This window comes from Bosea vaviloviae (assembly GCF_001741865.1).
GTDB lineage: Bacteria > Pseudomonadota > Alphaproteobacteria > Rhizobiales > Beijerinckiaceae > Allobosea > Allobosea vaviloviae.
The window spans coordinates 2,183,581-2,205,058 of the sequence record NZ_CP017147.1; the positions used below are offsets into that span (position 1 = coordinate 2,183,581).

At 67.3% G+C, this 21,478-nt stretch carries 17 protein-coding genes; 9 read left to right on the forward strand and 8 right to left on the reverse strand.

The window, feature by feature from the left end; translation table 11 throughout:
• Positions 1-138 precede the first annotated feature (138 nt).
• On the reverse strand, positions 139-2,127 hold the full coding sequence (locus BHK69_RS10245) for an acetyl/propionyl/methylcrotonyl-CoA carboxylase subunit alpha (RefSeq protein WP_069690009.1): 1,989 nt from the start codon (positions 2,125-2,127) through the stop codon (positions 139-141).
• Positions 2,128-2,332: 205 nt separating this feature from the next.
• Positions 2,333-3,913: an acyl-CoA carboxylase subunit beta gene (locus tag BHK69_RS10250; RefSeq protein ID WP_069690010.1), complete on the reverse strand. Its 1,581-nt coding sequence runs from the start codon at positions 3,911-3,913 to the stop codon at positions 2,333-2,335.
• A gap of 200 nt (positions 3,914-4,113) precedes the next feature.
• On the opposite strand from BHK69_RS10250, the gene BHK69_RS10255 reads away from it, so the two are divergent.
• The 3 genes from BHK69_RS10255 to BHK69_RS10265 all read left to right on the forward strand — a co-directional run bounded on the left by BHK69_RS10255 (position 4,114) and on the right by BHK69_RS10265 (position 7,352).
• The gene (locus tag BHK69_RS10255) at positions 4,114-5,298 is read left to right on the forward strand and encodes an acyl-CoA dehydrogenase family protein (RefSeq protein WP_069690011.1); all 1,185 of its coding nucleotides are present in this window, start codon (positions 4,114-4,116) and stop codon (positions 5,296-5,298) included.
• A gap of 150 nt (positions 5,299-5,448) precedes the next feature.
• Positions 5,449-6,051 carry a TetR/AcrR family transcriptional regulator gene (locus BHK69_RS10260; RefSeq protein ID WP_069690012.1) on the forward strand — a complete coding sequence of 201 codons (603 nt, stop codon included), beginning with the start codon at positions 5,449-5,451 and terminating at the stop codon, positions 6,049-6,051.
• 260 nt (positions 6,052-6,311) lie between these two features.
• Positions 6,312-7,352 (forward strand): histone deacetylase family protein, encoded by a 1,041-nt coding sequence (locus BHK69_RS10265; protein WP_069690013.1) that lies wholly within the window; start codon positions 6,312-6,314, stop codon positions 7,350-7,352.
• A gap of 231 nt (positions 7,353-7,583) precedes the next feature.
• On the opposite strand, the gene BHK69_RS10270 is transcribed toward BHK69_RS10265, so the two are convergent.
• Positions 7,584-9,140, reverse strand: a complete 1,557-nt coding sequence (locus tag BHK69_RS10270; RefSeq protein ID WP_069690014.1) for an acetolactate synthase large subunit — start codon at positions 9,138-9,140, stop codon at positions 7,584-7,586.
• Between the two features lie 288 nt (positions 9,141-9,428).
• On the opposite strand from BHK69_RS10270, the gene BHK69_RS10275 reads away from it, so the two are divergent.
• The 5 genes from BHK69_RS10275 to BHK69_RS10295 all read left to right on the forward strand — a co-directional run bounded on the left by BHK69_RS10275 (position 9,429) and on the right by BHK69_RS10295 (position 13,786).
• Positions 9,429-10,388: an ABC transporter substrate-binding protein gene (locus tag BHK69_RS10275; protein ID WP_069690015.1), complete on the forward strand. Its 960-nt coding sequence runs from the start codon at positions 9,429-9,431 to the stop codon at positions 10,386-10,388.
• A gap of 5 nt (positions 10,389-10,393) precedes the next feature.
• The gene (locus BHK69_RS10280) at positions 10,394-10,903 is read left to right on the forward strand and encodes a mismatch-specific DNA-glycosylase (protein WP_244548456.1); all 510 of its coding nucleotides are present in this window, start codon (positions 10,394-10,396) and stop codon (positions 10,901-10,903) included.
• Positions 10,900-11,673: an ABC transporter permease gene (locus BHK69_RS10285; RefSeq protein WP_069690016.1), complete on the forward strand. Its 774-nt coding sequence runs from the start codon at positions 10,900-10,902 to the stop codon at positions 11,671-11,673. The genes BHK69_RS10280 and BHK69_RS10285 overlap by 4 nt, the downstream gene beginning before the upstream one ends.
• Entirely contained in the window at positions 11,670-12,455 is a 786-nt protein-coding gene (locus BHK69_RS10290) for an ABC transporter ATP-binding protein (RefSeq protein WP_069693539.1), read from the forward strand. The genes BHK69_RS10285 and BHK69_RS10290 overlap by 4 nt, the downstream gene beginning before the upstream one ends.
• A gap of 161 nt (positions 12,456-12,616) precedes the next feature.
• Positions 12,617-13,786 carry a class I SAM-dependent methyltransferase gene (locus tag BHK69_RS10295; protein WP_465248686.1) on the forward strand — a complete coding sequence of 390 codons (1,170 nt, stop codon included), beginning with the start codon at positions 12,617-12,619 and terminating at the stop codon, positions 13,784-13,786.
• Positions 13,787-14,105: 319 nt separating this feature from the next.
• Here the strand turns inward: BHK69_RS10295 and BHK69_RS10300 are convergent, their stop codons facing one another.
• The 5 genes from BHK69_RS10300 to hutI all read right to left on the reverse strand — a co-directional run bounded on the left by BHK69_RS10300 (position 14,106) and on the right by hutI (position 19,992).
• Entirely contained in the window at positions 14,106-14,654 is a 549-nt protein-coding gene (locus BHK69_RS10300) for a HutD/Ves family protein (protein WP_244548458.1), read from the reverse strand.
• 35 nt (positions 14,655-14,689) lie between these two features.
• Positions 14,690-16,357: a urocanate hydratase gene (gene hutU, locus BHK69_RS10305; protein ID WP_069690019.1), complete on the reverse strand. Its 1,668-nt coding sequence runs from the start codon at positions 16,355-16,357 to the stop codon at positions 14,690-14,692.
• Positions 16,354-17,160: an N-formylglutamate deformylase gene (gene hutG / locus BHK69_RS10310; protein WP_069690020.1), complete on the reverse strand. Its 807-nt coding sequence runs from the start codon at positions 17,158-17,160 to the stop codon at positions 16,354-16,356. Before hutG ends, hutU begins: the two co-directional genes overlap by 4 nt.
• Positions 17,161-17,257: 97 nt before the next feature.
• Positions 17,258-18,787, reverse strand: a complete 1,530-nt coding sequence (hutH, locus tag BHK69_RS10315) for a histidine ammonia-lyase (RefSeq protein ID WP_069690021.1) — start codon at positions 18,785-18,787, stop codon at positions 17,258-17,260.
• A complete protein-coding gene (gene hutI / locus BHK69_RS10320; protein WP_069693541.1) occupies positions 18,784-19,992 on the reverse strand; it encodes an imidazolonepropionase in 1,209 nt (402 codons plus the stop codon). The genes hutH and hutI overlap by 4 nt, the downstream gene beginning before the upstream one ends.
• 120 nt (positions 19,993-20,112) lie before the next feature.
• On the opposite strand from hutI, the gene BHK69_RS10325 reads away from it, so the two are divergent.
• Positions 20,113-21,474, forward strand: a complete 1,362-nt coding sequence (locus tag BHK69_RS10325) for a formimidoylglutamate deiminase (RefSeq protein ID WP_069690022.1) — start codon at positions 20,113-20,115, stop codon at positions 21,472-21,474.
• Positions 21,475-21,478 lie beyond the last annotated feature (4 nt).

Genomic DNA, 21,478 nt, shown 5'->3' on the forward strand with positions numbered 1-21,478 from the left:
CCTCGGCTTCGGCCGGGTCGGGCGGGAAGGGGCCGGTGCAAACCGGCCCCTCTTTTATGTGCGAGCGAAGTGGACGCCGGTCCGCGTGAAGAAAACACGGCGCTGCTTTTGGGCGGTCCTGTTTGACCTCGGTGCCGATCAAACGCTCTCCACCGCGATCAGCATATCGCCGGCCGCGACGCTGGCGCCGGCCCGCGTGCCCAGCCGCCTGACCGTGCCTGAAGCCGGGCTTTTCAGCTCCATGAACAGCTTCATCGATTCCAGCACGGCGACGATCTGCCCGGCCTCGACGCTGTCGCCCTCGGCCACATGAAGCGAGACGACGGTGCCCGGCATGCTGGCGCGCAGCGTGTCGCCGGTCTCGCCGCTCGCAGCGCGCTGCGCCGCTGCGGCGACCGCGGCCAACGCGATCCCGATCCGGCCTTCGAATCCGCCATGGCGAAGGAATACCTCCTCCGCGTAGCAGGCCGCATCCACGGCCGTGTTCACGCCATCGACGGTGACGTTCCAGCGATCCCGCCCGGCTTTGCTGATAGCGACGTCATATGAGCCGCCGGGGCTGGTCAGGCGCAGGAAGCCGTCATGCGCTTCGACGGCAAGCCGCGTTGCATGCCCTCCTACCTGGATTGAGAGATGCGCCGTGGCGGGGCGTCCCGCCGGAGCGAGCAGCCTGAAGCCGCCAAGCGCATTCCAGGGCCCGCTGCCTGGCGCTGGCCTGTTGGCGGTGAGCCAGATTGCCGCGGCGACGGCGTTGCGCACGACCTCGTCAACAGGCCGGGGCGCCCAGCCGCCGGGCCAGGTCTCGGAGATGAACAGGGTCGTTGCCTCGCCAGAGACGAAGGCGGGCTGGCGCAAGGCATCAGTGAGGAAGGGCCGGATCGTGCCGGGTCCAAGCACGCTCAGGCGGTCGAGGCCGTCAGCGAGCTTGCGAATGGCGGCCAGGCGATCGGGCGCATGCGCGATCAGCTTGGCGAGCAGGGAATCGTAATGCGTCGAGACCTCGCTGCCCACCGTGACGCCGCTGTCGATACGCAGGCTGTCCGGCTCGCGCCAGAGCCGGATCGTCCCCGTATCGGGCCGGAAGCCTTCATCCGCGCGTTCGGCCGTCAATCGCGCCTCGATCGCATGGCCGGTGCAGGTGATCTCGCTTTGCTTGCGCGGCAGCGTCTCGCCGGCCGCGATGCGGATCTGCCATTCCACCAGGTCGAGCCCGGTGATCGCCTCGGTAACGGGATGCTCGACCTGGAGGCGGGTGTTCATCTCCAGGAAGAACACGGCCTGCGTCGCCGCATCGACCAGGAACTCGACCGTGCCGAGATTGTCGTAGGAAATCGCGCGCGCGAGCCTGAGCGCATGTTCGTGCAGGGCCGCGCGCGTCTCCGGCCGCAGATTGGGCGCAGGCGCCTCCTCCAGGAGCTTCTGGTTCGCACGCTGCACGGAGCAGTCGCGCTCGAAGAGATGGACGATATTGCCGTGCCTGTCGCCGGCGACCTGCACCTCGACATGGCGCGGCCGCGTCACGAATTTCTCGATCAGCAGACGGCCGTCGCCGAAGGCTGCTTGCGCCTCGCGCGCGGCCGCGGCAATGGCTCCGTCGAGATCGTCCGCGCGCTCGACCTTGCGGATGCCCTTGCCGCCGCCGCCGGCCGAGGCCTTGACCATCACCGGCAGGCCGATGCGCAGCGCCTCCCGACGCAAGACCTCCGGCGACTGATCGGCGCCGTCATAGCCGGGCACGCCCGGCACGCCGGCGTCGCGCGCGATCTGCTTGGAGCGAATCTTGTCACCCATCGCGTCGATCGCCGCGCTGGAGGGCCCGATGAAGCTGATGCCGTTGGCCTCGCATGCGGCAATCAGGTCGAGCCGCTCGGACAGGAAGCCGTAGCCTGGATGGATCGCCTGCGCGCCGGTGGCGAGCGCCGCCGCGATGATCTTGTCCGCGCGCAGATAGCTCTCGCGGGCAGGTGCGGGGCCGATATCCACGGCCTGGTCGGCAAGGCGCACATGCAGCGCATCGCGGTCGGCCTGCGAATGCACCGCGACGGTACGGATCCCCATCTGCCGGCAGGTCTTGATGATGCGGCAGGCGATCTCGCCGCGATTGGCGATCAGGATGGTGTCGAACATCAAATGCCTCGCCGGAGATCTGTTGGAACCGCGCCCGTCATTCCGGGGCAGGCCGCAGGCCTGAGCCCGGAACCCAGAGCCGATGCCCTTTCAGAAAGAGCGGCATCGCGCCCTCGTTTTTCCTTGAACCGGCATCGGTTCTGGGTTCCGGGCTCGGCCCTGCGGGCCGCCCCGGAATGACAGCGGAGGTTTCTGAGCATCACCATCACATCCGGTACACGGGGCGGGGCGAGGTATCGCGCGGCTCGCCCGCTGCCAGCGAGAGGCACAGGCCGAGCACGTCGCGCGTCTGCCCCGGCTCGATGATGCCGTCGTCCCAGAGCCGGGCGGTGGCGTAATAGGGGTCGCTCTGCTCCTCGAACTGGGCGCGGGTCCTGGCGTCGAGCGCAGCGATGGCGGCCTCATCGGTGGCGCCCTTGAGCGATTGTCGGCGCAGCTCCGTCACGACATTGGCCGCGACCTCCGGGCTCATCGTGGCGATGCGGGCATTGGGCCAGGAGAACAGGAAGCGCGGGCGGAAACCGCGTCCGCACATGCCGTAATTGCCCGCGCCATAGGAGCCGCCGATCAGCACGGTGTATTTCGGCACGCGCGCATTCGAGACGGCATAGACCAGCTTGGCGGAATGCTTGGCGATGCCGCCGCGCTCTGCCTCGGTGCCGACCATGAAGCCGGTGATGTTCTGCAGGAAGAGCAGCGGAATCTGGCGCTGGTCGCAGAGCTCGATGAAATGCGCACCCTTCACCGCGCTTTCAGAAAACAGCACGCCGTTATTGGCGATGATGCCGACGGGGTGGCCGTGAATGCGGGCGAAGCCCGTCACCAGTGTCGCGCCATAATCGGGCTTGAAGGCGTTGAAGGCGCTGTCGTCGATGATGCGGGCAATGACGTCGCGCACGTCGTAAGGGCGGCGCAGGTCGGTCGGCACGAGCTCGACGAGGTCCGCCGGGTCGAGCTTCGGCGGGGCAGGTTCATGCGGCGGTTCGACCAGCCTGCCTGCATCACCGAGCGAGCCGACGATCTCGCGCAGCTTGGCCAGGCCTTCCATTTCCGTCAGCACGAGATGGTCGGCGACGCCCGAGACTTGCGTGTGCATCTCGGCCCCACCCAGCGTCTCGCCATCGACGATCTCGTGAATGGCGGCCTTCACGATCGGCGGGCCGCCGAGATGGATGCGGCCGGTGCCCTTGACCATGATAACCTCGTCCGACAGCGCCGGGATATAGGCCCCGCCCGCCGTCGCGCCGCCGAAGACCAGTGAGATCTGCGGGATTCCCGCCGCCGACATCCGGCACTGGTTGTAGAAGGAGCCGCCGAAATGATCGCGGTCGGGGAAGACGCGGTCCTGCTCGGGAAGATAGGCGCCGCCGCAATCGACGAGGTAGAGGCAGGGCAGGCGATGCTCTCCGGCGATCTCCTGTGCGCGCAGATGCTTGCGCACGGTTTCGGCGAAGAAGGAGCCGCCCTTCACCGTCGCGTCATTGGCGATCAGCATGCAGGCGCGGCCCTGCACGATGCCGATACCGGTGACGATGCCTGCGCCCGGCACTTCGTTGCCATAGAGCCCCCAGGCGGCGAGCGGCGAGAGTTCGAGGAAGGGCGTCTGCGGATCGAGCAGGAGATCGATGCGCTCGCGCACCATGATTTTTCCACGTTGCTCATGGCGGGCGCGCATGGTGTCGCCGCCACCTGCGGCGACCAATGCATGGCGCTCGCGCAGAGTGGCGAGCATCGCGGCGAGCGGGGGAGGGGCGCTGGCGGTTTCCACCCGATTGGTGTCTTTCATGGCTCTGTTCCTGTCGCGCCGCCGTCAACCGTCATCGCGAGGCGGCGAAGCCGACGAAGCAATCCAGTGGGATCGAGCGAGACCTTCTGGATTGCTTCGGCTCACACTCGCAATGACGGGTTGAACGTCACCGCAAATTCACCTACCGTCCGTTAGGTAGGCGGATTGAAGCGCACAGGTCAAGCGCGGGAGAACAGACCATGACGGCAGCCGAGACGATCAAGGCGGGCGGTGAAGCCCCGCGCCGCTCGCCCTATTTCACCGAGGAGCACGAGGCGCTGCGCGACCAGGTCCGCCGCTTCGTCGAGACCGAGATCAAGCCGCATGGGCTGGCCTGGGAGGAAGCCGGCTTCGTGCCGCGCGAGGTGCTGAAGCGCATGGGTGCGCTCGGATTCTTCGGCATCCGCTACCCCAGCGAATATGGCGGCTCGGAGATGGATACGCTGGCGACCGTGGTGCTGGCCGAGGAGCTCGGCCGCTCGACCTTCTCGGGTGCAGCCATCACGGCGCTGGTCCACACCGACATGGCCTCGGTCCATATCTTCAATGCCGGCAGCCAGGCCCAGCGCGACACATTCATGCCCGACATCATCGCCGGCGAAAAGATCGTCGCGGTCGCCGTCACCGAGCCCGATGCCGGCTCTGACGTGAAGGGCATCCGCACCACGGCCCGGCGCGAGGGCGACCATTACGTGCTCAACGGCGCAAAGATGTTCATCACCAACGGCGTCCATGCCGATCTTTATTGCGTCGCCGCCAAGACCGACCTCGCGGCCAAGCCGTCGCAATCGGTCTCGATCTTCCTGGTCGAGAAGGGCACGCCGGGCTTCCGCGTCTCGCGTGCGCTGGACAAGCATGGCTGGCGCTCCTCCGACACCGCCGAGCTGGTCTTCGAGGACTGCCGCATTCCAGCCGAGAACCTGCTCGGCCAGGAGGGGCGCGGTTTCTACGCGATCATGAGCAACTTCCAGAACGAGCGCACGGTGATCGGCGCCATGGCGATCGGCGAGGCCCAGGCCGCGATCGATCTGACGCTTGACTACGTCAAGACCCGCAAGGCCTTCGGTGCGCCGCTCTGGGACAAGCAAGCCATCCGCCAGAAGCTGGCGACGCTGGCCGGCAAGGTCGAGGCCGGCCGCCAGCTCGTCTACCACGCGGCCTGGCTCGACGCGCAGGGGTTTGAGGCGACCAGGGAAGTCTCGATGGTCAAGGCCTATTGTGGCGAGCTGGTCAACGAGGTGATGTATGCCTGCCTGCAGTTCCATGGCGGCATGGGCTTCATGCGCGAAAGCACGATCGAGCGCATGACCCGCGACGCCCGCGTCCAGTCGATCGGCGGCGGCGCGACCGAAGTGATGCTTGAAGAGGTCGCGAAGCGGCTGTGAGCGAGCGCTCTTCTTTTCTGCCACGCGCGCCGTCGTCCGGGCGCAGCGAAGCGGAGACCCGGGACCCATGCCAGAACGCTTTTCTGAAAGGTTCGGGCATGGGTCCCGGATCGGCGCGGCTTCGCCGCTTGTCCGGGACGACACGCGGTGATGGTGGCGGTAGAAAAGGGCGGTCGCGAGCCCGCCGAAGGCGGTTCGCGCCGGCTCATCCTCGACACCGCCGCGCGCCTGCTGCGCTCGGGCGGCTACCACCAGACGACCTTGCGCGAGATCGCCGAGGCCGTCGGCATCCGCAAGGCGAGCCTCTACTACCATTTCGCCTCGAAGGAGGAGATCGTCGAGGCGGTGGTCAATGACGGCGTCCGCTTCGTCCATGAGGCGGTCGTCGCGGCCCTGGCCGGGCATGCCGAGGCCACGCCGCGCGAGCGGCTCGAGGCGGCGATCGGCGCGCATCTCACCGCGCTCCACGGCCATGGCGACTACACCTCGGCCAGCATCAAGACCTTCACCTTCGGGGCGTCGCCCGCGCCCGACAGCGTGCGCCGGGTGCGCCGCGCCTATGAGGAGGTCTGGCGCGAGCTTGTCGCCGAGATGCAGGCCGCGGATGTGCTGCCGGGCGAGCGAGCGCCCGAGGCGCTGCGCAATTTCCTGCTCGGCGCGCTGAACGGCTCGACCGACTGGTATCGCCCAGGCCGCTACGACGTCGCCGAGCTCGCCGCCGAATTCACCGCACTGATCGCGCCGAAACCCTGATGGCTTGATCGCGCTCCGCGCGGTGCTTCTTGAGGCATTTGGCGGGAGCAAGGCTTTCCTGCGGCGTCACGGCTGTGGTTTCGTGCAAAGGCTACCGCTATTCGAAGCTCGTCGCGGCGAGCCTCATGCCGGCGGACCCCTCGACTGATGCAGGGCGGGGCAGCGTCGCTGCGGCCTGACGGCGCGGCGCGGGCTTTGCTAGCATCCGCCCCCTCTGCTCAACTATACCGCCTTCGCTCGTTCCAGGGACCGTCTCACGCATGCGCGCCTTCTATCACCCCGACCAGTCGCTCCATGACCCCAAGCAATATATGCGCTTCGGCCAGATCGTTGCGCCCAAGGACCTGCCCGAGCGCACGGCGCAATTGCTCGGCGCGCTGAAGAAGCACGGCGTCACGCCCGAGCAGCCGGCCGCCAGCGGCACCGACCCGATTCTCGCCGTTCACAGCGAGGGCTTCGTGCGCTTCCTCGAGACGCTCTGGCCGCGCTGGCTGGAATTGCCCGAGCGCGGGCCGGAAGCCTGGCCCAACACCTTCCCCTATTGGAGCGGACGCACCGACGAATCCGTCCGGCCGCCATGCCGGCCGACCGGGATCATGGGCCAGCTCGGCTGGTATCTCGGCGATCTCTCGGTTCCGGTCGGCGAGCATTGCTGGACCTCGACCTTGCGTTCGGCCGAGACGGCGGTCGCCGGCGCCGACGCCATCCTGTCCGGCGAGCGCGCGGTCTATTCGCTCTGCCGCCCCTCGGGCCACCATGCCCGCGCCGACCGCGCCACCGGCTTCTGCTACATCAACAACACGGCTGTCGCGGCGCAGCGCCTGCGCTCGAAATTCGGCAAGGTCGTGATCCTCGATGTCGACGCCCATCACGGCGACGGCACGCAACAGATCTTCTACCGTCGCGACGATGTGCTGACGATCTCGGTCCATGCCGACCCGGTGGACTACTACCCCTTCTTCACCGGCTATGCCGACGAGACCGGCAATGGCCCGGGCGAGGGCTTCAACCTCAACCTGCCGCTGGCCCATGGCACGGGTGGAGAGGCGATGGCGGCGGCGGTCGACAAGGCCGGCGCGGCGATCAAGGCTTTTGGGGCGGACGCGCTGGTGATCGCGCTCGGCTACGACGCCCACAAGGACGACCCGATCGGGGTGCTCAAGCTCGACGCGGCCGATTTCGGCACGATCGGCGCGAAGGTGAAGGCGTTCGGCCTGCCGACGCTGGTGGTGCAGGAGGGCGGCTACGCGATCGAGGCGATCGGCGGCTGTCTGGATGCGTTCCTGGGTGGGTTCAAGTAGGGGATCTCCTTCTCCCCTTGGGGGAGAAGGTGTCTGCATAGCAGACGGATGAGGGAAGGGTCGCGCCAGCGGCCCTTTCTTCTTTAGGTCGAGGGTCTGCCCTCATCCGTCATGGCTTCGCCATGCCACCCGATCAAGTCGGCTGTTGCCGACTTTGACACTTGCCTTTCCCATCTCGGGCAAGCCCGAGATGGGTGGGGAGAAGCGAGATGGGTGGGGAGAAGGAAGAGTTCAGATCACCGCCTCGATCAGGAACGGCCCCTTCCTGCCGAGCGCGCCCTTGAACAGCTTGGTGAACTCCTCCGCCGTCGTGGCGCGGGCGGCTTCGACGCCCAGGCCGCGCGCCATCGAGACCCAGTCCAGCGCCGGCTCGTCGAGGTTCAGCATCAGCTTGGCGTTGCGGCCGAAATCATTGACGCCGACGGCGCGCATCTCGCCATGCAGGATCGCATAGGTCCGGTTGGCGAAGATCACCGTGACGACATCGAGATTCTCGCGCGCCTGCGTCCACAGCCCCTGCACCGTATACATGCCCGAGCCGTCCGCCTGCATGCCGATGACCTTGCGGTCGGGGCAGGCGACCGCAGCGCCCACCGCGAGCGGGATGCCCTCGCCGATCGCACCGCCGGTGAGCTGGATATAGTCGTGCTGCGGCGCGCTGTAGCAGTCGAAATAGAACATCCGGCCAGACGAGACGGATTCGTCGCAGACGATGCAGTTCTCCGGCAGCAGGGTCGAGACGATGCTGCAGACCTTGTCGGCGTCGAGCGTTCCCGTCGGCAGCGCCGGTTGCTCCCGGCGCGGCGGGGCGATGAAGGCAGGCGCGGTCTTCGTCGCGCCGAGCTCGTCGGTGAGGGCGGCGACCGTGCCGGGCAGATCGTCGCCGGGCCGGGCCAAGGTCACGATCTCGCAGCCCTCATGGACCAGCCGCCCGGGCTTGCCGGGATATGCGAAGAAGCCGACCGGGATCTGCGCGCCGACCAGCACGAGATAGTCGATGTCCTTGAGCTGATCGAGCGCCTTGTCGACGGGGTAGTGGATCTTGGGCATTGCGACGCGGCCGGCGCCGCGCTGAACGCGCCCGTTCGACATCTGGCTGAAGATCTTCGCGCCCGTCGCGGCGCAGGCGCGCGCCGCCATCTCCATCGGCGCCTCGCGCAGTGCGAGCCCGGTCAGCATGATCGCGGCGCGCGTGCCATGCTTGCGCAGCCCGGCGGCGATGTCGCGGATCGTGGTGGCGTCGACGCTCTTCAGCGCGGGCAGCTTCACCGGCTTCAGCTCGGCCGGCTCGACACCGTTCCAGGCGCAATCGGCCGGCAGGATGACGGTGGTGACGCCCGGCAGCGTCAGCGAGGCGACATAGGCTTCTTCGATCGCCGGGCCGACATCCTCGGCCGAGGCGATGCGGCGGACGAAATGCGACATCGGCTTGGCCAGGCTCTCGATGTCGCTGGTCAGTGGCGCGTCGTGCTGGAGATGATAGGTCGCGTGGTCGCCGACGACGTTGATCATCGGGGTCCAGGCGCGCCTTGCATTGTGCATGTTGGCGAGCGCGTTCGCCATGCCGGGCCCGCAATGCAGCAGGGTCGCGGCCGGCTTGTCGGCCATGCGGGCATAGCCGTCGGCAGCGCCCGTCACCACGCCCTCGAACAGGCCGAGCACGCAGCGCATCTGCGGCTTGCGGTCGAGCGCTGCGACGAAATGCATCTCGGATGTGCCGGGATTGGCGAAGCAGACATCCACGTCGTTGACGAGGAGCGTGTCGCAGAGGCGGTCGGCGCCGTTCATTCGGATCATCCCGGACAGGGTTGGTGGAGAACGCGCTGAGCGCGAAAGGAGGCCTCAGGGGAAAAGATGTTTGGCGCACTGTCAAACGCGAGAAATTCATGGCGGGGTCGAGATCGCGTGATGGGTGCCAAGGGTGCGGCTTGAGTGCGCGGCTTGAGGGCGCGGCTTGACGGATTTGCATATGCATTTAACCTTCCCTGGAACGAAGGTTGCATCTGGGTCTGCTTCAGCTTGCGGTGGCGTCTCGCCGCCCGGATCATCCGACGACAACAGGGGAAGGCTCACGTCATGACAGCTTTGAAGCGCATCGCGGCATTGGCCGGCATCGGGCTCGCCGGATTGGTTGCGGCGGGCGCCGCGCAGGCACAGACCAAGGTCGCCATCGGTATCTCGGGCTGGACCGGCTTTGCCCCGCTGGTGCTCGCCAAGGAGGCCGGGATCTTCGCCAAGAACGGCCTCGACGTGACGATCAAGAAGATCCCGCAGAAGGACCGCCATCTCGCCATCGCCTCGGGCGACATCCAATGCGCCGCGACGACCGTCGAGACCTGGATCGTCTGGGACGGCGCGGGCGTGAAGAGCAAGCAGATCTTCCAGCTCGACAAGAGCTACGGCGCCGACGGCATGGTGACGCGCAGCGCCATCGGCTCGATCAAGGATCTCAAGGGCAAGACGGTGGCGGCCTCGGCTCCGGGCACCTCGCCCTATTTCGCGCTGGCCTGGTTCCTCAAGGAGAACGGCATGTCCATCAAGGACGTGACGGTGGTCAATATGGAGCCGGGCCCGGCGGCGCAGGCCTTCATCGCCGGCCAGAACGACGCGGCCCTGACCTATGAGCCCTACCTCTCCGCCGTGCGCGACAAGCCGGAGGCCGGCAAGATCATCGCCACCACGCTCGACTACCCGATGGTGATGGACACGTTCGGCTGCACGCCGGCCTTCCTCGTCGACGAGAAGGCGGCTGCCGCCCTGACCAAAAGCTACTTCGAGGCGCTGGACCTGATCAAGGCCGAGAAGGACAAGGCCTATGGCATCATGGGCGCCGATGTGAAGCAGAGCGGCGAGCAGTTCGGCAAGTCGGCCGCTTACCTGCGCTGGTCGGATGCCGCGGGGAACAAGGCGTTCTTCTCCGGGGAATGGCAGGCTTTCTCCGCCAAGGCCGCCGACCTCCTGCTCGAGATCGGCCTGATCAAGGCGAAGCCGGATCTCGGCACGCTGGTCGAGACGAAATACGTCATCGGCGGCTGAACCGCGTGATCCTGCCCGATGTCTTGCGTCCTGGCTTGCGTATCGTGTTTTGCGGCACGCAGGCCGGGGCGGTCTCGGCACGTCGCGGGGCCTATTATGCCGGGCCGGGCAACAAGTTCTGGAAAACCCTGCATGAGGTCGGGCTGATCGCTGAGCGGCTCGGCCCGATGGATTTCCGCGATCTGCCGCGATACGGCATCGGCTTGACCGACGTCGCCAAGGCGACGTCGGGGCCGGACGCCGCCTTGCTGAGATCCCATTTCGATATCGAGGGCTTTATGAGCAAGATCAGGGCGCATGCCCCAGCCATCGTCGCCTTCAACGGCAAGCGGGCGGCGCAAGCGGCTCTCGGACTCCCAGGTCAGGCGATGTCCTACGGCCCGCAAGCGGCGAAGATCGCGGCAACCGCGGCCTTCGTCCTGCCTTCGAGCTCGGGCGCGGCGGCCGGCTTCTGGTCGATCGAACCCTGGCGGGAGCTGGCCTCGGTCGCGGGCACGATCGGAGCCGCCGCATGAAACCGCTTCAGCCGGTCTCCGGCGGCGCAAGGATCGGCTACGGTGTCGCCTTCTTCGCGCTGTTCGTCGTGCTCTGGTCCGTCGCGACCTTCGGCGGCTATGTGCAGCGGCTGTTCCTGGCCGACCCGCTCACCATGCTGCGGGAAGGCTATAGCCTGCTGGTCCAGTACGGCTTCGCCTTCGATATCGGCATGACGATCTGGCGCGTCATCGGCGGCTTCGTGCTGGCGGTCGTCGTCGCCTTGCCGCTCGGCATCCTGATGGGCGCCTACAAGCCGGTCGAGGCGTTCCTCGAACCCTTCGTCTCCTTCGCGCGCTATCTGCCGGCCTCGGCCTTCATTCCGCTCCTGATCCTCTGGGCCGGTATCGGCGAGGCGCAGAAGCTGCTGGTCATCTTCATCGGCTCGGTCTTCCAGCTCATCTTGATGATCGCGGTTGCCGTCGGCTCGATCCGGCGCGATCTCGTCGACGCAGCCTATACGCTGGGCGCGACCGACACCTCCGTGGTGCGCCGCGTGCTCCTGCCCAATGCCGCCCCCGAGATCGCCGAGATTTTCCGCCTGGTGCTCGGCTGGGCCTGGACCTATGTCATCGTCGCCGAATTGATCGGCTCGTCATCGGGCATCGGCCACATGATCACCGACAGCCAGGCGCTGCTGAACACCGGCCAGATCATCTTCGGCATCATCGTCATCGGGCTGATCGGCCTGGTCTCGGATTTCCTGTTCAAGGCGGTCAATCAGCGCCTGTTTCCATGGGCGGCTCGATGAGCAAGCTGATCATCGAGAATGTCGGCAAGGTCTTTCCGGCCCAGCGCGGCGGCCAGCCGACGCGGGCTCTGACGCCGACGACGCTCAGCGTCGCCGATAACGACTTCATCACGATCCTTGGCCCGTCGGGCTGCGGAAAATCCACGCTGTTGCGCATCATCGGCGGGCTGGAGACGGCAAGCGAGGGCCGCATCCTGCTCGACGGTGCGCCTGTTTCCGGGCCGGGCGCCGATCGCGGCTTCGTCTTCCAGAGCTACACGCTGTTTCCCTGGTTGACGGTGATCGAGAACATCGCCTTCGGCCTGCGCGAGAAGGGCGTGCCCGAGCGCGAGCGGCTCGATCGCGCCCGCGACTGGGCCGGACGCGTTGGGCTCTCCGCCTTCGTCGATCATTTCCCCAAACAGCTATCAGGCGGCATGCAGCAGCGCACCGCGATTGCGCGCGCGCTCGCCAACGACCCCAAGATCCTGCTGCTCGACGAGCCTTTTGGGGCGCTCGACAACCAGACCCGCGCCTTGATGCAGGAGATGCTGCTCGGCATCTGGGAGCGCGAGCAGAAGACCGTGCTCTTCGTCACCCACGATATCGAGGAGGCGATCTTCGTCGGTTCGCGCGTCGTGGTGATGAGCGCCCGGCCCGGCCGGATCAAGGCCGATATCGCGGTCGATCTGCCCCATCCGCGACCCTACACCATCAAGACCAGCCCGGAATTCGTAGCGCTGAAGGAGCGGCTGGTCGAGGAGATCCGCGTCGAGGCCGTGCTGGCGGCGGAGGTCCACTAGAACCTGCCCGCGCAACAATCGGCCCGCCACTCGCTCGTTATGCGGCTGGCGATGGTCGGAATTGCATAAAAAGGGCTATTTTGTTGCGCTGGACGATTGCCATCTTATTTCCAAAGGGGTGCTGCCATGAGGTGGGGCCGATGCACGCGTTTATCGCAAGGATGTTGTCCCGGCTGGTGAAGGAGCCGCGGATCGATGTTGTGTTCCCCGATGGATCGCTACAATCCGTCGGGAAGGGAAGTACGCCGACATTCAGGATGCGCATCGCCGACCGGCCGACCGAGCTCCAGCTCGCGCTGGACCCGGAACTGGCGCTGGGTGAAGCGGTGATGGAAGGGCGTGTCGTGGTCGAGCGCGGCAGCCTCTATGATCTGCTGGACGTGCTGGTCGCAGGAGTGGCGCGCAACCGCCCGACGGCCTGGAGGGCGCTGGCAACGCTGAGGACGAGCGTCCGGCGCTTCCAACAGCACAACACGCTCGGCTGGGCGCGGCGCAATGTCGCCCATCACTACGACCTCAAATCGGAGTTCTTCCGGCTCTTCCTCGACGAGGACATGCAGTATTCCTGCGCCTATTTCCCGACGCCGCAGACCTCGCTCGCCGAGGCCCAGATCGCCAAGAAGCGGCACATCATGGCCAAGCTCGCGATCAGGCCGGGCCATGAGGTGCTCGATATCGGCTCGGGCTGGGGCGGGCTCGGCCTGACGATCGCGCGCGAGACCGGCGCGAACGTGACCGGCGTCACGCTCTCGCAGGAGCAGCTCGCTGTTGCCAAGGAGCGCGCGGCGGCCGCAGGCCTGCCGGTCGATTTTCGCCTGCAGGACTACCGGGATGTCCCGGAACGCTTCGACCGGATCGTCTCGGTCGGCATGTTCGAGCATGTCGGCGTCGGCTATTACCGCACCTTCTTCCGCAAGGTCGCGGAGCTGTTGAAGGAAGACGGCGTCGCGCTGATCCACACGATCGGCCGCTGTTCGCCGCCGGGCGCGACCAATCCCTTCATCGCCAAATACATCTTCCCGGGCGGCTATATCCCGGCGATGTCGGAGGTGACGGCGGCGATCGAGCATGAGGGCCTGATCATCTCCGATGTCGAGGTGCTCCGCCTGCATTATGCCGAGACGCTGAAGGCCTGGCGCGAGCGTTTCCTCGCGCGCCGCACGGAGGCGGTCGCGATGTATGACGAGCGCTTCGCCCGGATGTGGGAGTTCTATCTCGCGGCTTCGGAGGCGAGCTTCCGGCATGACGACCTCGTCGTCTTCCAGTTCCAGCTCACCAAGCGCCTCGACACGCTGCCGATGACGCGCGGCTACATGGAGCAGCCGCAATAGGGGGGCGGCTAGTGGAAGAGCGCTGGAAACCCTTCTCCCCTGGCGGGAGAGAAGGTGGCGCGTAGCGCCGGATGAGGGGGCGCCGTGCCCTGTCAGGTTGGCGTCGTATTCGGCTAGATGGAAAGCTCACAGCGCCCCCTCATCCGTCTCGGCTTCGCCGAGCCACCTTCTCCCGCCAGGGGAGAAGGGAAGAGGGCGTCGCGGCCCTATTCCCGCCGCACCAGCGTCACCGTTGCCAGGATCGCGACGCCGCCAAAGGCCTGCGCGGACGAGGGCTGTTCGCCGAAGATCGCCCAAGGGCGAGCCTGACGCATGCGTGTCAGCTCATCGGCTGTAGCGTGATCGCGAAGATCTCGCTTTCGGGGTTGTCGGCGCTGAGTTCAACGTTCCCAGGGCTTTCCAGGAGCGCGCTGTCGCCGGGCGCGAGTGCCTCCGTCCGGCGCGCCGCCGTTACCGCCCAGCCGCCGGCGTGGGCGACGAGGACGAGCAGCCCCGCATGGGCTTCAAGCGCATGCGGCCCCGGTCCCGTCAGCCGCCGCATCGCATGAGCCCAGCCGCCACGCCGGCTCATCACGTTGAGGTCGTCGATCGGTCCGGCGACGAGTTGCCCCGCGACAGCGCGGTCGGCTGCGAAAGCGAAGGGCTTCGTCTGTCTGTCGAGCGTGATCGTTTCACCATCGCTGAAGGCGAGGCGGATACCGTTACCGCGCAGCACCGCAAGGGTCCGGTCGATGCCGGGGAAGCTCGAGAACGGCCCGTCGCCGCCGACATGCGCCATGGAGATGCGCCAGTCGAAGGCATCGAGCGAGGCGCCCTGCGGATGCACGGCGATTTCGGTCGTGGTGCCGCCGCCATTCTTCCACGGCATGGCGCGGCATTCGCTGGCTCGGATCAGGCGCATATTCAACCGAGAATGCCTGGCAGCTTCAGCCCCTTCGCCTTGGCGCAGTCGATCGCGATTTCGTAGCCCGCATCGGCATGGCGCATCACGCCGGTCGCCGGGTCGTTCCAGAGTACGCGCTCCAGCCTTTTCGCGGCTTCCGGCGTGCCGTCGGCAACGATGACCACGCCCGAATGCTGCGAATAGCCCATGCCGACGCCGCCGCCATGATGCAGTGAGACCCAGGTCGCGCCGCCCGCCGTGTTCAGCAAGGCGTTCAGCAGCGGCCAGTCGGAGACCGCGTCCGAGCCGTCCTTCATCGCTTCGGTCTCGCGGTTGGGCGAGGCGACGGAGCCGGAATCGAGATGGTCGCGACCGATCACGATCGGGGCCTTGAGCTCGCCCTTGGCCACCATCTCGTTGAAGGCGAGGCCGAGCCGATGCCGGTCTCCCAGCCCGACCCAGCAGATGCGGGCGGGCAGGCCCTGGAACTGGATGCGCTCGCGCGCCATGTCGAGCCAGTTGTGCAGATGCGTGTCGTTCGGCATCAGCTCCTTCACGCGCTGGTCGGTACGGTAGATGTCCTCGGGGTCGCCGGAGAGTGCTGCCCAGCGGAACGGCCCGATGCCGCGGCAGAACAGCGGCCGGATATAGGCCGGCACGAAGCCAGGGAAATCGAAGGCGTCAGCGACGCCCATATCCTTCGCCATCTGGCGGATGTTGTTGCCGTAATCGAGCGTCGGTACGCCCATCTTCTGGAAATCGAGCATGGCGCGCACATGCGTCGCCATCGATTCCTTCGCCGCCAGGATCGTCCCGGCGGGGTCACGCTCCCGACGCTCCTCCCATTCCTGCAGCGTCCAGCCGGCCGGCAGATAGCCGTTGAGCGGATCATGCGCCGAGGTCTGGTCGGTGACGACATCGGGGCGGATGCCGCGGCGGACCATGTCGGTAAACACATCGGCCGCGTTGCCGAGCACGCCGACCGAGACGGCCTTGCCCTGCTTATGGGCGCGCTCGACGATCTCCAGCGCCTCGTCGATGCTGGCAGCCTTCTCGTCGAGATAGCGGGTGCGCAGGCGGAAATCGATCGAGGAGGGCTTGCACTCGACCGCGATCATCGAGGCGCCGGCCATGGTGGCGGCGAGCGGCTGCGCCCCGCCCATGCCGCCCAGGCCTCCGGTCAGGATCCATTTGCCCTTGAGCGAGCCGCCATAATGCTGGCGGCCGACCTCGACGAAGGTCTCGTAAGTGCCCTGAACGATGCCTTGCGTGCCGATATAGATCCAGGAGCCGGCCGTCATCTGGCCGTACATCATCAGCCCGAGCTTATCGAGCTCGTGGAAATGCTCCCAATTGGCATAGGCCGGGACGAGGTTCGAATTGGCGATCAGCACGCGCGGCGCGTCCGTATGCGTCCTGAAGATGCCGACCGGCTTGCCGGATTGCACAAGCAAGGTCTCATCAGCCTCGAGCGAGCGCAGCGAGGCGCAGATCCGGTCGAAATCCTCCCAGGTCCGCGCCGCGCGGCCGATGCCGCCATAGACCACGAGCTCGCCCGGCTTCTCCGCGACATCGGGGTCGAGATTGTTCATCAGCATGCGCAAAGGCGCCTCGGTCAGCCAGCTCTTGGCCGAGAGCTCGCTGCCGCGTGGGCTACGGATGACGCGGCTGTTGTCGATACGGGTCATGCTTGAGCCTTTTCGAAGCTGGCGGCCGCGTCGAGCGCGGCGGCGATGATGCTGGAGAGGGCGGCTTGGAGCTTGGCCGCCTTGGCCTCGTCGAAGGTCCAGGGCGGCGCCTCATCGGTGAGATAGGCGCAGAGCGCGATCTCCATCTGGATCGCGTGCACATGCTCGCCCGGCTTGCCGTAATGGCGCGTGATCCAGCCGCCCTTGAAGCGGCCATTGACGATCTGGCTGAAGGGCTGGCCCGCCATCGCGGCGACAGCCGCCGCCTCAATGGGCGCCGCGCAGCTCGCGCCCGAATTCGTGCCGAGATTCAAGCTCGGCAGCGTGCCGGGAAACAGGCGCGGGATCACCGATTTGATCGAGTGGCAGTCCCAGAGCAGGCACCAGCCGTGAAGCGCCTTCACGCGGGTGATCTCGGCGGCCAGCGCCTCATGATAGGGCTGGAAATAGGCTTGGCGTCGCCGCTCGATCTCGGCCGCATCTGGTGGCGCAGTCCAGATCGGCTCGCCGTCGAAACGCGTGGTCGGGACAAGCTCGGTGGTCGCCTGGCCGGGATAGAGCGAGACGCCGGAGGGGTCGCGATTGACGTCGATGACATAGCGCGACAGCCCCGCCTCGACGATCGTCGGCCGGAAGCGCTCGGTGAAGCCATAGAGCTGGCGCATGTGCCAGTCGGTGTCAGGCATGCTGCGGCCGGTCTCGTTGAGAGCGGTGCGGACCTCGCCGGGCAATCCGGTGCCGGGGTGGGGCATCGAGAGGATGAAGGGCGAGGGGCCTGGGGTGACGGTGACGATGTCAGTCATGGGATGAGCCTTCCGTCATGCTCGGGCTTGACCCGAGCATCTCTTGCCCGAGATCCTCGGGTCTCCGCTCCGCTGCGCCCGAGAATGACGCACACCATCACGCCGCGAACTCCGCAAAACTATCCAACCCCGCCGCCTGACCGACCGCGCCGCTGAGCACGAGGTCCGTCGCTGCCGCGAGATCCGGGGCGAGATAGCGATCGGCCGTCAGCGGCGCGATGCGTCCGCGCAACAGAGCCAGCACCGGTTCCAGCCGTGGGCTCGTCTTCATCGGCCGGTGATGCTCGATCGCCTCTGCCGCCGCCATCAATTCGATGCCGATGATGCTGGCGGCGTTCTTGGCCATGTCGAGCAGGCGGTAGGCGCCATGCGTCGCCATCGAGACATGGTCCTCCTGATTGGCGGAGGTCGGGATGGTGTCGACGGAAGCCGGATAGGCCTTCTGCTTGTTCTCGGACGCCAAGGCGGCGGCCGTCACCTGTGCGATCATGAAGCCGGAGTTGAGCCCGGCGTCACGCGCCAGGAAGGGAGGCAGGCCGCTCATCACTGGGTCGACCAAGAGCGCCATGCGCCGCTCCGAGAGATTGCCGATCTCGCACAGCCCAATGGCGAGGATGTCGGCCGCGAAGGCGACCGGCTCGGCGTGGAAATTGCCGCCCGAGACGATCTCGCCCGGCCCGAGTACCAAGGGGTTGTCGGTAACGGCATTGGCCTCGATGCCGAGCGTCGCGGCGGTGTTGCCGAGGAGGTCGCGCACCGCGCCCATCACCTGCGGCTGGCAGCGCAGCGAATAGGGGTCCTGCACCTTCGTATCGCCGAAGCGGTGGCTGTCGCGGATTTCGCTGCCCGCGATCAGCGTCAGCAAGGTGGCGGCGACCCTGATCTGGCCGGGCTGGCCGCGCAGCGCCTGGATGCGGGGATCGAACGGCGTATCCGAGCCCTTCAGCGCATCGACGGAGAGCGCACCGGCAACGAGCGCGGCGTCGAAGACGCGCGCGATCTCGGAGAGCGCCGTGATCGCGATCGCGGTCGAGACCTGCGTGCCGTTGATCAGCGCGAGCCCTTCCTTGGCGCCGAGCGCGAGCGGGGCCTGGCCGATGCGCGACAGGGCCTCCGCTGCCGGCAGCGCCATGCCCTTCAGCCTGATTTCGCCGACCCCCATCAGGGCGGCTGTCAGATGCGCCAGCGGGGCGAGATCGCCGGAGGCTCCGACCGAACCCTTCGCCGGAACCACCGGCAAGGCATCGGCCGCGAGCGCGCCGAGCAGCGCCTCGACCACGACGGGGCGCACGCCCGAGGCGCCGCGCGCTAGGCTCGCCGCCTTCATGGCGAGGATCAGGCGCACCACGCTGTCGGGCAGGGCCGGGCCGGTGCCGACCGCATGCGACAGGATCAGATTGCGCTGCAGCGTCGCGAGGTCCGCATCTGCGATGCGCACGCTGGCGAGCTTGCCGAAGCCGGTATTGACGCCATAGGTCACGGTGCCGGCGGCAACGATGTCGTCGACGATCGCCTGGGCCGCGGCGATGGCGCTTGCCGCGTCGAGCGTGAGCGAGGCGCCGGCGAGCACGTCGCGCCAATGCGTCAGGGGGGCGTGGCCGGGCGTGAGCAGGAGAGGCGAGGTCATTGTCCGTTCCAGATGCGGGCGTGAAGCGGGTTGAAGCCGATGCGGTAGGCGAGCTCGGCCGGGCGCTCGATCTCCCAGATCGCGAGGTCGCAGCGCTTGCCGGCCTCGAGCGTGCCGATCTCGCGGCCTAAGCCCAGCGCCTGCGCAGCGTTGCGGGTCAGGCCGGCCAGCGCCTCTTCCGGCGTCAATCGGAACAGCGTGCAGGCCATGTTGAGCACCAGGAGCGGCGAGGTCAGCGGCGAGGAACCGGGATTGGCGTCGGTCGCGAGCGCGATCGGCACGCCATGCTGGCGCAGCAGCGCGATCGGCGGCTTTTGCGTCTCGCGCAGGAAATAGAAGGCGCCGGGCAGGATCACCGCAACCGTGCCGGCCCCAGCCATGGCGATGACGCCGGCCTCGTCGAGATATTCGAGATGGTCGGCCGAGAGCGCGCCATGCTCGGCGGCCAGCGCCGCACCGCCAAGATTGGAGAGTTGCTCGGCATGGATCTTGATTGAGAGGCCCTTGGCCTTGGCGGCAGCGAAGACGCGCGCGGTTTCCTCGGGCGAGAAGGCTATGCCCTCGCAGAAGACATCGACCGCATCCGCCAGTCCCCGTGCGGCCACAGTGTCCAGCATCGGTCCAGTGACGAGCTCGACATAGTCACTGGCGCGGCCCTTATATTCCGGCGGCACCGCATGCGCGCCCAGGAAAGTCGTGCGCACGCCGACCGGCCGCTCGCGCCCGAGCCGGCGCGCCACGGCAAGCTGCTTCAGCTCGGTCTCCGTCTCCAGCCCATAGCCGGATTTGATCTCGACGGTGGTGACGCCTTCCGCGATCAATGCGGCGAGCCGCCTGTCGGCGCTGGCGAAGAGTTCGGCTTCGCTTGCGGCCCGCGTCGCCCTGACGGTGGAGAGGATGCCGCCGCCAGCGCGCGCGATCTCCTCATAGCTTGCGCCCTCAAGGCGCAGCTCGAATTCATGGGCGCGGTCGCCGCCATAAACCAGATGGGTGTGGCAGTCGATCAGGCCGGGCGTGATCCAGCGGCCGCCGCAGTCGATCGTCTCCACCGCATCGAAGGCAGGCGCGTCGCCTTTCGCTCCGGCGAAGACGATGCGCCCGTCGCGTGCGGCGATGACGCCATCTGCGATCGCGCCATAGGGTGTGCCGGAGCCTGCCGCCATCGTGGCGAGCCGGGCATTCGTCCAAACCCGGTCGCAGATCAGGAACTCATCCGGCCGTTGCGCCACCCGCGTTTCCTCTCGACAATCCCTATCCCAGGACTATGCTAGCCAATTGCATATGCAATTGGCAAGCGGGCCGCAAATGACTGCTGGAGCGATCGCGTGAACCAGACCCTGCATCTCGCGCAGGCCCTCCTGCCGGACGGATTTGCCGATGACGTGACGCTGACGATCGCGGACGGCGTCATCACGCGCATCGAAGCCGGCGTTGCGGCCACGCCGGATGCGGAGCGTTTGCCCGGTCTCGCCTTGCCCGGCATGCCGAACCTGCACAGCCATGCCTTCCAGCGCGGCATGGCCGGCCTGTCGGAGCGGCGTGGCGCGAGCGATGATTCCTTCTGGACCTGGCGCGAGGTGATGTACCGCTTCCTCGACAGGCTCGATCCCGACGACGTCCAGGCCATCGCCGCCCAGGCCTTCGTCGAGATGCTGGAGGGCGGCTTCACGGCGCTCGCCGAATTCCACTATCTGCATCACGACAAGGACGGGCGCGCCTATGTCGATATCGCCGCCATGGCGGGCGCGGTCGCCGCGGCGGCGCAGGAGACGGGGCTCGGGCTGACCTTGCTGCCGGTGTTCTATCGTTTCGGCAATTTCGGCGGCACGCCTTCCGTCCATGGCCAGCGCCGCTTCATCAATGAGCGCGACGCCTACCTCAGCCTGATCGAGGCGAGCGCGGCGGCGATCCGCCCGCTGCCGGATGCGCGGCTCGGCCTCGCCCCGCATTCGCTGCGCGCGGTCGCGCTCGACGATCTCGATTGGCTGGCGTGTTTGCGGCCCGATGGCCCGCTGCATATCCATGTCGCCGAGCAGATGCGCGAGGTCGAGGACAGCCTCAGGATCACCGGCCGCCGCCCGGTCGAATTGCTGATGGAGCATACGACGCTCGATCGGCGCTGGTGCCTGATCCACGCGACGCATCTGACCGAGGCCGAGCGCGATGGCATCGCCCGCAGCGGCGCGGTCGCCGGCCTCTGCCCCATCACCGAATCCAGCCTGGGCGACGGCATCTTCGACGGGGTGCGCTATCGCGCGGCCGGTGGAGCCTTCGGCATCGGCAGCGATTCCAACATCCAGATCGATGCCGGGGCGGAGCTGCGCCAGCTCGAATACTCCCAGCGCCTGCGCGACCGCGGCCGCGCCTTGATGGCGGATGCCGGCGCCTCGACCGGGGCCGCGCTCTGGCAGGCGGCTTGCGTGGGCGGCGCGCAGGCCTGCGGTCGTGCCATCGGGCGGCTCGCGCCGGGCTGCCGCGCCGATCTCGTGACGCTTGCTGCCGACCATCCGGCGCTGCTCGGCAAGGCCGGAGAGATCGCGCTCGACAGCGCGATCTTCGCCGCCAACGCGCTGCCGTTGCGCGATGTCTTCGTCGGCGGTCGCAGGGTCGTCGCGGAGGGGCGCCATCTCGGGCGCGAGCCGGTCAAGACGCGCTTTGCCGCGACGATACGAAAATTGCTCGGCTGAAGGC